This is a genomic window from Marinilactibacillus psychrotolerans, assembly GCF_900101525.1.
Classification (GTDB): Bacteria; Bacillota; Bacilli; order Lactobacillales; family Carnobacteriaceae_A; genus Marinilactibacillus; species Marinilactibacillus psychrotolerans.
The window spans coordinates 12,928-25,216 of sequence record NZ_FMZD01000018.1 but is presented as its reverse complement, the minus strand read 5'-3'; the positions used below and the strand labels follow the sequence as shown (position 1 = coordinate 25,216).

The following is a 12,289-nucleotide window of genomic DNA, read 5'->3' as shown; positions in this document are numbered from 1 at the left end:
AGCAGACTGGAAGTATTTGTCGAAAGTCTCATGCTGCTCTTAATGCTTTTGTACATAAAAGAGAAAATAAAGAGATTTTGTTTAGAATTTAATGAAATAAAGATGAAAATTCACTTTTCATAAACCCAGTTTTCTGGTATATTTTGTTGTATACTTTATTTGGAAAGACCAATTTTACAAGTGAAAAGTATAGATTAAATATTGAGATTTTAAGGAGACGAATAGTGGAAGATAAAAGTGTAAAACAGCATTATGGATTATTAACAGCTTTATCTATGATTGTTGGAATATGTGTTGGTTCTGGTATCTTTTTTAAAGCGGATGATATTTTAACATATACCGGTGGAGATGTTTTTTTAGGAATTATTGTATTTTTAATCGGGGCTTTCTGTGTGATATTTGGAAGTATTACTTTAACGGAACTAGCAAGCAGGACTCTGAAAACTGGCGGAATTGTAGGATATTTTGAAGAGTTTGTCTCTTCATCAGCTGCAAGTGCATTTGGATGGTTTCAGTTATGGATTTATTTTCCTACAATAACAGTCGTGGTCGCTTGGGTGGCAGGAATTTATACAACGATGTTATTTGGACTGTCAACAACTCTGGAGATGCAAATAGGTATTGGATTAATTTATTTAACATTTTTATTTTCGCTAAATTACTTTTCGCTTAAATTAGGGGGAAGATTCCAGAATTTGACGACCTTTATTAAAATGATTCCGCTAATTGGAATTGGAGTGGCTGGGTTATTCTGGAGTTCGCCAACACCAGAAATACCAAGTGGAATAGCCTCGATTGGAACCAGTTCAGTGGGGCTGGGATGGCTAGCAGCACTAGCACCTATGGCTTTTTCTTTTGAAGGCTGGGTTATCTCAACAACAATTACCCCAGAAGTGAAGAATGCTAAACGGAATATGCCCATTGCGTTAACCATTGGACCGTTGATTGTTTTAGCAGTCTATTTAGCCTACTACTTAGGGACTGTAGCAATTGTGGGAGAGGAGTATATTCTTTCTACAGGAGACGCTGCAATTAATCAAATCGGTACAGCTATCTTAGGAGCCAATGGAGAAACGATCATGTTGACATTCGTATTGATTGCTGTATTAGGTGTTGTAAACGGATTGACATTAGGCTTTATTCGACTGCCACAAGCTTTAGCCATGAAGAATATGGTGCCTATGAGCCATAAGATAGCAGAGATTGATCCGACAAGTGAACTTTCCCCCGCTTCTGCAATGGCAGCTTACGTTATCAGTCTTGTGTGGATGGTATTGCACTACATTACTCAAAAGACAGGAATGTTGTCAGGAGGGGATGTCAGTGAGATTGCAATTGTATTCAGTTATCTTGCTTATGCTGTTCTTTATATGAAAGTCATTCAATTGAAAAGAGAAGGTATTGTAAAAAGTGTATTCTTAGGGTATATCGCTCCAGTATTTGGAACAATGGGATCATTAGTGATTTTGATTGGCGGAATTTTCTCAAACCCAACATTCGTACCATTCTTCTTGATTTTTTCTTTATTAGTTTGTATTGCGGGATATTTCTATTACCAGAAAAAAGTTATAGATATATAAAATAAGACAATCAGTTAAAACGCTCAGAAGATAAATTCTTTTTGAGCGTTTTTTGCATAGGGATATTTATTTTTAGTATAATTAAGCCAGTAGCTCCTGTAGTTGTAAAAAAAGAATGGCTAGTTTGAAAAAGGGGAGTATTATATGGCGTTGGAATTAGATGCAATGGATTTTCATGATATGAGATTGACATGGATAAACGGTGGGATTACTTCAATGGACGGTGGAGCCATGTTTGGACCTGTACCCAAACCACTTTGGTCAAGAAAATACCCAGTAAATGAGAAAAACCAGATAGAGCTGCCGACAGATGCTATTCTAATTCAGTATCAAAGGAAAAACTATTTGATTGATGCAGGAGTAGGCATAGGAAAATTATCTGAGAAACAAATCCGAAATTATGGGGTACGGGAAGAAACGCAGGTAGAAGAGAGTTTAGAACAAGTAGGACTGACAACTGACGATATCGATGTGGTACTGATGACCCATATGCACTTTGATCATGCTGGCGGACTTACTCAGTTGAAGCAAGGGAAATATATCTCTACTTTCCCTAATGCAAGCATATATGTAAATAGTGTTGAGTGGGATGAAATCCGGCATCCAAATATTCGCTCTAAAAGCACATACTGGAAAGAAAACTGGGAAGCTATTCAATCACAAGTTAGAACATTTGAAAATTACATTACAGTTATTCCGGGAATTGAATTATTCCATACTGGAGGTCATAGCAAGGGACACTCAATTGTTAAACTAACTCAAAATGAGGAAACTTTACTTCACATGGCCGACATCATGCCAACTCATGCCCATCAAAATCCTTTGTGGGTCCTTGGTTTTGATGACTATCCAATGGATTCTATTGCAGCAAAACAGTATTGGATCAAAGAAGCGATGGAAACAGATGCAAAATTCATATTCTATCATGATGCTTTTTATAGAATGATTCAATGGGATAGTTCTGGAAAAAATATAATAGACTCTTTAAAAAGAGCAAAACGTCCTTATATTAATTGGAATAATGAGAATAAGTAATGAATTTGCATTACAGAGTAGAGTGATGATTAGACAGCTTAAACTATTTAAAATTATTATAAGAATTATGGATGCAAGAATATAGAGGATGGCTGAAGTGCTTATAGATACAGTGATAAAAACCTTGAAATTTGATTTATTGATAGAACATGGTATAATAGAACTACATTAGGAATAAATATGAAACATTATATAAAATCGTTTTAACGAAGTTTAATCGATCTGGCGCAACTATAGAGTTGTAAGGATACAGTAGAGGTAGGGACTGTGTTGTTTAAATGAGAAACTCAGTAATATAATTTGAATAGTATTTTAGCACGAAAATCACTGTATAAGTCATTTATTTTTAATTAGAGAGCCGCTCCTTAATTGGAGGGGCTTTTGTCAATTTTATAGAAAATTGTAGAAAACAGATAGATGTAAAAAATAATAAGTATACTAAAAACTATGTGTATGATATGATTTAATTAAATTGAATACATAGAAAGACCACTAGGGGAGCTTGTTGAGAAATATCTAAGGCTGAGATAGGTAGAAACCTGACCCTTTGGACCTGATCTGGATAAAACCAGCGGAGGAAAAGTGGATCTTAATCTTTATTAGCAGACCTTCTATTTTTAAGAGGGCTGTATTGAAGTTATAGATAAATAGACACCATTTTTCTGTTCGCATCTGGATAGATAAATGGTGTTTTTACGTATTTGAAATTTAAGAATTTGAAAAGGAGTAAAACAATGAAAAAACAAGGAACAGTTTTAGTAACAGGAGGAAGTCGTGGCTTAGGGGCAGTAATTGCAAAACAATTTGGTGAAAAAGGATATCAAGTTATAGTGAACTACTTTAAAAGTGAACAAAAAGCCTCCCAAGTTGTAGAAGGGATAGGGAAGGATCATGCTGTTGCCATTAAAGCAGATGTTAGAGATAAGCAACAAGTAGAAATGATGGTGGAAAAAGCTGTAGAACAATTTGGCCCTATAGATATAATTGTCAATAATGCTTTGATTAATTTTGAATTTAATCCGTTAACGCAGGGGAAAGTAGAAGATCTGACCTGGGAAAACTATAATGAGCAGCTAGAGGGGACAATTCAATCATCATTGAATACGATTCAAGCAGTACTGCCGGAGATGAAAAAGAATCAGTATGGCAGAGTCATTAATATTGGAACAAACCTATTTCAAAACCCTGTCGTACCTTATCATCAATATACAACAGCAAAAGCTGCTTTAATCGGATTTACTAGAAATATGGCCAAAGAGTTGGGTGCATACAATATTACAGTCAATATGGTATCGGGTGGATTGCTGGAAAAAACTGATGCAAGTGCCGTAACCACACCAGAGGTATTTGAAATGATTGCAGCGAGTTCAGCCCTTAATAGAGTAACAGAACCAGCTGATTTGGCAGAAGTTGTCGTATTCTTAGGTTCAGAATCTTCTAGAGGAGTAACAGGACAAAATATAGTTGTCGACAGTGGATTAACAATGAACTAAAAAGGGTATGGTATATCCTATGTAGAATGAATGGACAATTAAAGTTAGTGATCTATGATTTAAAGCCACTCTTAAGCTGGAGCGGCTTTTCTCATTTCTAGGGTAATGTTTAGGCAGAATCTTTGGTATACTAGAAGAAATAAATTGATAAGGAAGCGGAAAAGTGAAAGATTTACTTAAAAATGATGAACGCATCGACCAATTGATGCAATATGATCTGAAGATAATTCAAAGTCCAACCGTTTTTTCGTTTTCTTTGGATGCCGTATTACTAGGTGATTTCGCTCAAGTACCTAAACATGATCATGCAAAAATTGTAGATCTTTGTTCAGGTAATGGAGCGATTGCTTTAATGCTTAGTCAGAAAACGAATAGTTTAGTAACCGGCGTAGAGATTCAGGAACGTCTTGTCGATATGGCCAACAGAAGTATACTGATGAATGAGTTAAAAGATAAAGTCAATATGCTGCATATAGATGTTAAGGAGATCAAAAGCAGAATTAAACATGATTCGGTTGATGTAGTGACATGTAATCCGCCATATTTTAAAGTAACCGGAGAAAGTGTCAAAAATCCGAATGAACATTTAGCGATTGCTAGACATGAAATCTATTTGAACCTGCAAGAAATGATGAAAGCTACTTCTTTTTTATTAAAGACAAAAGGAAAAGCCTATTTCGTGCATAGACCAGAGCGATTTCTTGAAATTCTAGATACCATGCGCGCAGTTAACTTAATTCCTAAACGAGTCAGGTTTGTCTATCCTAAAGAGCATAAAGAAGCAAATATGATTCTGATCGAAGGCATTAAAAATGGAAAAGAAACAGGATTTACAGTACTTCCTCCATTATTTGTATTTGATCAGAAAGATGAATATTTACCAGAAGTTAGAAGGATGATATATGGAAAAGAGAGAGAAGAAGGCTAGTTATTTCTATGTACTAAGCTGCAAAGATGGGACGCTGTATGGTGGATACACAACGGATCTGGACCGAAGGTTGAAAGAGCATAATACGGGCACAGGAGCAAAGTATACACGTCCAATCTATAGAAGACCTGTGCGCATGATTTACGCAGAAAAGTATGCTTCTAGAAGCGCAGCAACAAAAGCTGAAGCAGCATTCAAGAAATTGACACGTAAAAATAAAGAAAACTATTTAAAAAAGAATGGCGTAACAATCCCGCTTAAGGACCAATTAAAACGAATTACTATTAATAGAGAGGAGTCTACTTATGCAGACGCAGAAAAGTTTTGAAGTAAGTGAAACAGGAATGCTTTATTTGATTCCTACTCCGATTGGAAATCTGGAAGATATGACATTTAGAGCGGTTCGTTTATTAAAAGAGGCTGATCTCATTGCTGCTGAAGATACTAGAAATACGCAGAAAATATTAAATCATTTTGAAATAGAAACGAGTCAGATTAGTTTTCATGAACATAATTCTAAAGAGAGAACAAAACAATTAGTGGAAAGAATGTTGGCAGGGGAAACCGTGGCACAAGTTAGTGATGCTGGGATGCCTTCGATCAGCGATCCAGGAGTCGATCTAGTAAAAGCAGCTGTGGATGCAGGCATAGCCGTTGTTCCTTTGCCAGGTGCAAACGCAGCCTTGACGGCATTGATTGCTTCAGGACTAGCACCTCAACCTTTCTATTTTTATGGATTTTTATCAAGAAAGAAAAAGACACTACAGTCAGAATTAGACCTTTTAAAGAATCGACAAGAGACGATGATTTTTTATGAATCACCTCATCGATTAAAAGAAATGCTGGAACAAATGGAAACTGTATTTGGATCTGAACGAAAAATTGTTTTAGCAAGAGAATTGACTAAACGCTATGAAGAATTTATTCGCGGCTCAATTTACGATGTTTCAAAATGGGCACAGAACGAACAGATTAGAGGAGAATTCTGTGTGATTGTAGAAGGCAATCAAAATCCTGAGTTGAACGAGCAAGAGGCAGAATGGAAGAAGTGGACGTTAAAAGAACATGTTGAAAAAGTACTAAACATGCAAGGTGGAACGAGTAAACAAGCGATTAAAGAAGTGGCACAACTTAGAAATATTCAAAAAAGAGAAGTCTATTCAGCTTATCATGAATTATAAATACGAGATAGTATTCTTTAAAAAGATACAGTATAATATAAACAAATGAAGGAGGCTAATTCAATGAAAAAATGGACTAGATTAGTGACATTTTTAACTATTGGAGCTACGTTAGCTGCGTGCAGCGATAACGCTCAAGAGCCAGAGGTAGAGCCAGAAACTGAACAAGCTAAAACTACTGAAACTGAAGCAACTGTAAATAATGACTATCAAACAAGTTTAGATCAAGCAAAAGCACAATATGACGCTAGCAAACTGGATGAAGCAGCTGGAACGTTATCTCTTTTACTTAAAGAAGACTTGACAGATTATCCAGATATTCAATCAGAAGCTGAAACATTGTTAGAAGAAGTGAACCTTACTCAAGCTGAACAAGCAAAGAAAGTAGCAGGCACATCTTCAGACAAAATAGAATATCAAACAGAGCGCCAATCTAGTGTTCTAGGAGAAGAATATTTAGCAGCTACAGGCAAATCTATAGAAGATGCAACGGATGAAGAGCTAGGAAATTGGCTTGCTGAAAAAGAAAAAAAAGCTGAAACAGAAACGAATTCTGAAGAAACGACCACAGAAAAAACTGAAACAAAAGAACAGAAAACGTTCGCTTCGGATAAAGAAGCAGAAGACTATGCCTTTAATCAGTCAGTAGATCGTCTAAAACTAAATAACGAAAATTATTCAATTTTTGTGGATAGGACAGATGATCAATGGGTATCAATTGAAGTAAGAGAAACCGTAAAACAAGATGGAGTAGAATGGTCTAACTTGATTGGACTTTACAGGTATGATTTACAAACGGATTCTATCGAAAAAATGGATTCAGTAACTGGAGAATATCAAACAGTTGAATAACTTGTAATGAATTTGGTTGAAACGGATATACCCAAAATGGGTATATCCGTTTTTGATTTGAAAATACAACATCATAGAAATTTTGTAGAAGCTATGTCATAATATTAAAAAGAGGTGGAAGAAATGACAAATACAATTCTATCATGGCGAAAATTTACAGCACAGCAAGAAGAAAAAATAAAAGCATTAGCACCAGATTATAAACTGATTTCTTCTCTGGAAGAAGCGGATAATCTAGAAGATATAGAAGTAGTATATGGTTGGAATAGTGAAGAGGGTAATAAACTGATCGATGATTCAACAAATCAGGTCAAATGGATACAGGTGGCTTCTGCTGGAGTAGATTATTTAGATCTGGAGAAATTGGAGAAACAAGCTATCTTGCTAACGAATTCAAGCGGAATCCACTCGAATGGTATAGCTGAGTCTGTCTTCGGTATGTTACTTCATTACACTAGAGGCATGGATATTTCTTTGAAAGCACAAATGAAAAATGAATGGATATCTGTTGATACTTTACTAGAACTAAAGGGTAAAACAATGATGATCGTGGGTACTGGTGAGATTGGAAAACAAACCGGTAAAGTGGCACAGGCTTTTGATATGAAGACAATAGGTATCAATCGTAGCGGTGGAAATATAGACTATATGAATGAACAGCATACTCAAGATGATTTGAAAAAAGTCATTGGTCAAGCAGATATTGTTGTAAATATTCTTCCACTGACAGAAGAAACAGATGAAATGTTTAATAAAGATTTATTTAAAGCGATGAAAGAGCAAAGTATATTTATCAATGTCGGTCGTGGTGGAACAGTAGATACCGATGCTTTACTAGAAGCACTAGATTCTAATATTGCATACGCTGGTCTTGATGTATTTCATGAAGAACCATTACCAAGCGATCATCCACTTTGGAATCGTGAGGATGTATTGATCACACCCCATATTGCTGGTAGATTAGAGGATTATAGCAAAAGCCTCTTTCCAATATTTGAAAAGAATTTAAAAGCTTATATGAATGGAGAAGCATTACCTATTAATTTAGTAGATTATACTCGCGGTTATTAATGACTACTAAAGCATAATCTATTTTATTAAAAGTTAAACGATAGTAAGATTACTGTTTCTATAGTAATCTTACTATCGTTTTTTTACATTGAATTTTATAAATGAAATAATGTATAAATATACTTAAAAAGGGAGTTTAATTTATTAAATAGCGGAAAATATTCAAAAAAATTAATAAAACAGTTGACATAGAAATTTGGCTGATGTAGACTACTTCATAACATCAATGAACAAGAGAGTAGATGAGATGCTTTCATAAAAATGCTTATGGCAATCAGCGAGCCGATACAGAGTGGAAGATCGGCATGGAAAGCTCATTGAACCGCACTTGGAAGATGCTGTTTTGGATATTCTGCTTGAAAATTAGTATTTTTGGCAGGATAATGAGAAACAGCCGTCATGCAGCGTTAATGTACTGAGGTGGCAGACACCCGTTAATAAATATTTGTCTGCAAGTAGAGTGGTACCGCGATTTAAATCGTCTCTGTGTAAAAACAGTAGGCGTTTTTTTTATACACATTTTTAAAAATAAAACAAAAAAAGGAGCATGCATCATGACTGACAAACAATATAACAAAATCGTATTGGCATATTCAGGAGGATTAGATACTTCCGTTATCATACACTGGTTAAAAGCACACTATAACTGTGAAATTATTGCAGTTACAGCAAACGTTGGACAAGAAGACGAACTAGAAGGACTAGAAGAAAAAGCTTTGAAGACAGGTGCTTCAAAATTTTATCTAGCTGAAGTGGAAGAAGAATTTGTTTATGATTCCATTTTTCCAACCTTAAAAGCAGGAGCGATTTATGAGAATAAGTATCTGTTAGGCACAGCAACAGCTCGTCCAGTCATTGCCAAAGCTTTGGTAGACATTGCAAAACAGGAAGGTGCTGATGCCATTTGTCATGGTTGTACCGGAAAAGGAAATGATCAAGTTCGGTTTGAGATGGGCATTAAAGCTCTAGCGCCTGAACTAGATATTATTGCCCCATGGAGAACGTGGGAAATCACCTCTCGTGAAGAAGCGATTGATTACGCAGAAAAACATGAAATTCCATTGAAGATTTCTCGGGAAACGAATTATTCTAAAGACAAGAATCTGTGGCACTTGTCTCATGAGGGGTTAGATTTAGAAGATCCGTTGAATGAACCGAAATATCATTCGATTCTGGAAATGAGTGTTACGCCGGAACAAGCCCCGGATAAACCGACCTATGTCAACATTGACTTTGAACAAGGTGTTCCAGTAGCGATTGATGGAAAAGAACTGGGCGGCGTTGAATTAATCAAATCGTTGAACAAAATTGGTGGAGAAAATGCTATAGGAATTCTGGATATGATAGAAAATCGTCTAGTCGGTATGAAAAGCCGTGGTGTATATGAAACGCCAGGTGGAACGTTACTTTATTTTGCACATGAGCAACTAGAAATGATTACATTGGATAAAGAGACGCTTCAATATAAACAAGACCTGGCTCACAAGTATGCCAACATCATATACAATGGTCAGTATTTTACACCATTAAAACAAGCACTAGATGCCTTTATTGATGAAACACAACAGACCGTTACCGGGACTGTGAAACTGAAATTATATAAAGGAAATATGATTGTCTCAAGTGTCGACTCTCCTTACAGCTTGTATTCAGAAGCTTTCGCAACATTTGATGACGATGATGTCTACAATCAAGGGGATGCTGCTGGATTTATTAATTTATATGGATTATCAAGTGTCATTCATGCAGAAATGAAAAAGAAAACACAGCTTGCAAAGCAAGTAAACAGCACCTTCATCCTGAAAGAGGAAGGAATCAAAGCATGAGCAAAATCAAAGTTGGTGTAATCGGAGCAAGTGGATTTGTAGGAGCTGAGCTGACAAAAATCTTGCTAAACCATCCGGATGTAGAAATAACAGGATTGTCTTCAATGAATCATGTGGGCAAGCCCCTTTCAGATGTATATCCTGCATTTACAGGTCAGTATGATTTGAATTTTAACAACAATGCAACAGTGATTGCACAAGCAGATGTTTTGTTTCTCTGTTTACCGCATGGAGAAAGCGAAAATTTAGTCAAACAGTGTATGGATCAGAACAAAAAAGTCATTGACGTCGGCGCGGATTTTCGTCTGAAAGACTTTGATGTGTATAAAGAATGGTATGGAGTGGACGTTGAATTTCCAGCACTACATGAGCAGGCAGTCTATGGGCTTTCAGAAATGAATCGTGAAGAAATTAAGAGGACAAAGTTAGTGGCTAATCCAGGATGTTATCCAACAAGTATCTTGTTGGGACTGTATCCAGCAATCTCAAATAAACTGGTTGCCCCAGGCAGTCTGATTATTGACGCAAAGTCAGGTGTGACAGGAGCGGGTAAAGCTCTCTCAGAAGGTACAAATTATGCAATGAAGAATGAAGGGTTTAATGCTTACAAGGTGGCGACTCATCGACACACACCAGAAATCGAAGAAAAATTGAAACTTATGGGAGCTGGAGAAACCAAGGTATCCTTCGTTCCGCATTTGCTACCAGCCAACAGGGGAATCTTATCCACAATGTATGTGGATATCTTAGATGGAATCGATGCAAAAAGTATTCAGAACATATATGAAAACTGGTACGAGGATGAACCGTTTGTAACGGTATTAAAGGCAGGTAAATTACCGGATATCAGTCATGTACAACATTCAAATCAATGTCAGATAGGATTAACAATTGACAAAAGAACCAATCGATTGATTATAGTCAGTGTCATTGACAATATGCAAAAAGGTGCTGCAGGTCAAGCGGTGCAGAATTTCAATCTAATGCTGGGAATTGACGAAATTAAAGGACTTTCGATGGTAGCCCCATCGTTTTGAGGTGGAAAAATGGAAACCCTAATTAAACACAAAAAAGAAAATCAAATTAAGGAAATTCAAGGAAATGTCTGTGCACCTGCAGGCTTTATGGCATCAGGAATGCATGCGGGATTCAAAAAGAAAAGAAAAGACCTTGCATTGATCTATAGTAAAAAATTAAGCAGCACGGCTAGTGTTTATACACAGAATAAAGTAAAAGGGGCTCCGATACTGGTTACCAAAGCACACAGTATAAACGGCAGAGCTCAAGCTATTATCTGTAATAGTGGCAATGCCAATACATGTAATGCCAATGGAGAAGAAATCGCAAATGAAGTCTGTGTATTAGTTGGGGATGCACTGAAAATTAAAAAAGAGGATGTTCTAGTTGCCTCTACTGGTGTGATCGGTCAGCCACTGAGTATCGAACCATTCAAAAACGGTATGTCTGATTTAGTAGAACAGCTTGATGAAGAAGACGGAAGTGAAGCAGCTAAAGCTATATTGACAACAGACACCGATATAAAAGAGTATGCAGTAGAATTTGAACTTGAAAATGCAACTGTAAGAATCGGCGGGATTTCAAAAGGAAGTGGCATGATTCATCCGAATATGGCTACAATGCTTGGATTTATTACGACAGATTTAGCTATTGAACCAGAGCTACTTCAGCTCACTTTAAAAGAAGTCGTAAAGGATACCTTTAATATGATCAGTGTGGATGGAGATACTTCAACAAATGATATGGTTACGATATTAGCAAACGGTGAAGCTGGGAATCAGCAGATTCAATCAGAAGCAGAACCTGATCTGCAGGTGTTTAAAGAAGCCTTATATCTAGTATGTAAAGAACTGGCCATCGCAATTGCAGAAGACGGAGAAGGCGCGAGTACGCTCATTACCTGTAATGTACTAGAAGCCGCAGATGAACTGCAGGCAAAAGCAGTAGCGAAACAGGTGATCAGCAGTAGTTTAGTTAAGACAGCAGTATACGGGCGAGATGCCAATGTGGGTCGTTTGTTATGCGCTATCGGATATAGCGATGCGGATTTTAACTATCACAATCTAGATATTTATTTGAGATCAGAAAATTACCAGAGCATCTGTGTATGCGAAGAAGGTTCGACCGTGTCATTTGACGAAGCGAAAGCTATTGAGATTCTAGGAACAGATAGACTGAGTATTGATATTTATTTATATGAAGGTAAAAGTCAAGCAACTGCCTGGGGATGTGATCTCACATATGACTATATAAAAATTAATAGTGCCTATAGAACATAAGGTATTTAGGTAAAAGAAGGAGCCAA

General features: G+C 36.5%; 11 protein-coding genes, 1 riboswitch and 1 other annotated feature. All 11 genes read left to right on the top strand.

From position 1 onward, the window contains the following. Positions 1 to 224: 224 nt before the first annotated feature. The gene (locus tag BLT22_RS09460; protein WP_091762798.1) at positions 225 to 1,580 is read left to right on the top strand and encodes an APC family permease; all 1,356 of its coding nucleotides are present in this window, start codon (positions 225 to 227) and stop codon (positions 1,578 to 1,580) included. A 144-nt stretch (positions 1,581 to 1,724) separates the two neighbouring features. Beyond that, entirely contained in the window at positions 1,725 to 2,615 is an 891-nt protein-coding gene (locus BLT22_RS09455; protein WP_218127267.1) for a YtnP family quorum-quenching lactonase, read from the top strand. A gap of 484 nt (positions 2,616 to 3,099) precedes the next feature. Next, positions 3,100 to 3,213, top strand: a riboswitch (TPP riboswitch). A gap of 136 nt (positions 3,214 to 3,349) precedes the next feature. After that, positions 3,350 to 4,108, top strand: a complete 759-nt coding sequence (locus BLT22_RS09450; RefSeq protein WP_091762796.1) for a 3-oxoacyl-ACP reductase — start codon at positions 3,350 to 3,352, stop codon at positions 4,106 to 4,108. 205 nt (positions 4,109 to 4,313) lie between these two features. Continuing rightward, complete coding sequence (locus BLT22_RS09445) at positions 4,314 to 5,036, top strand: tRNA1(Val) (adenine(37)-N6)-methyltransferase (protein WP_087057240.1); 723 nt, start codon at positions 4,314 to 4,316, stop codon at positions 5,034 to 5,036. Beyond that, complete coding sequence (locus BLT22_RS09440) at positions 5,011 to 5,364, top strand: GIY-YIG nuclease family protein (RefSeq protein WP_087057237.1); 354 nt, start codon at positions 5,011 to 5,013, stop codon at positions 5,362 to 5,364. The genes BLT22_RS09445 and BLT22_RS09440 overlap by 26 nt, the downstream gene beginning before the upstream one ends. Further along, positions 5,342 to 6,217 (top strand): 16S rRNA (cytidine(1402)-2'-O)-methyltransferase, encoded by an 876-nt coding sequence (gene rsmI, locus BLT22_RS09435; RefSeq protein ID WP_091762794.1) that lies wholly within the window; start codon positions 5,342 to 5,344, stop codon positions 6,215 to 6,217. The genes BLT22_RS09440 and rsmI overlap by 23 nt, the downstream gene beginning before the upstream one ends. 63 nt (positions 6,218 to 6,280) lie before the next feature. Continuing rightward, positions 6,281 to 7,069 carry a hypothetical protein gene (locus BLT22_RS09430; protein WP_091762792.1) on the top strand — a complete coding sequence of 263 codons (789 nt, stop codon included), beginning with the start codon at positions 6,281 to 6,283 and terminating at the stop codon, positions 7,067 to 7,069. A 123-nt stretch (positions 7,070 to 7,192) separates the two neighbouring features. Further along, positions 7,193 to 8,140 (top strand): phosphoglycerate dehydrogenase, encoded by a 948-nt coding sequence (locus BLT22_RS09425; RefSeq protein WP_087057234.1) that lies wholly within the window; start codon positions 7,193 to 7,195, stop codon positions 8,138 to 8,140. A gap of 217 nt (positions 8,141 to 8,357) precedes the next feature. Then, positions 8,358 to 8,629 (top strand) — a binding site (T-box leader). 65 nt (positions 8,630 to 8,694) lie between these two features. Continuing rightward, positions 8,695 to 9,966 carry an argininosuccinate synthase gene (locus BLT22_RS09420; RefSeq protein ID WP_091762790.1) on the top strand — a complete coding sequence of 424 codons (1,272 nt, stop codon included), beginning with the start codon at positions 8,695 to 8,697 and terminating at the stop codon, positions 9,964 to 9,966. Beyond that, the gene (gene argC, locus BLT22_RS09415) at positions 9,963 to 11,003 is read left to right on the top strand and encodes an N-acetyl-gamma-glutamyl-phosphate reductase (RefSeq protein ID WP_091762788.1); all 1,041 of its coding nucleotides are present in this window, start codon (positions 9,963 to 9,965) and stop codon (positions 11,001 to 11,003) included. Before BLT22_RS09420 ends, argC begins: the two co-directional genes overlap by 4 nt. 9 nt (positions 11,004 to 11,012) lie before the next feature. Beyond that, entirely contained in the window at positions 11,013 to 12,263 is a 1,251-nt protein-coding gene (gene argJ / locus BLT22_RS09410; RefSeq protein ID WP_091762786.1) for a bifunctional glutamate N-acetyltransferase/amino-acid acetyltransferase ArgJ, read from the top strand. The last annotated feature ends 26 nt before the right edge of the window (positions 12,264 to 12,289 follow it).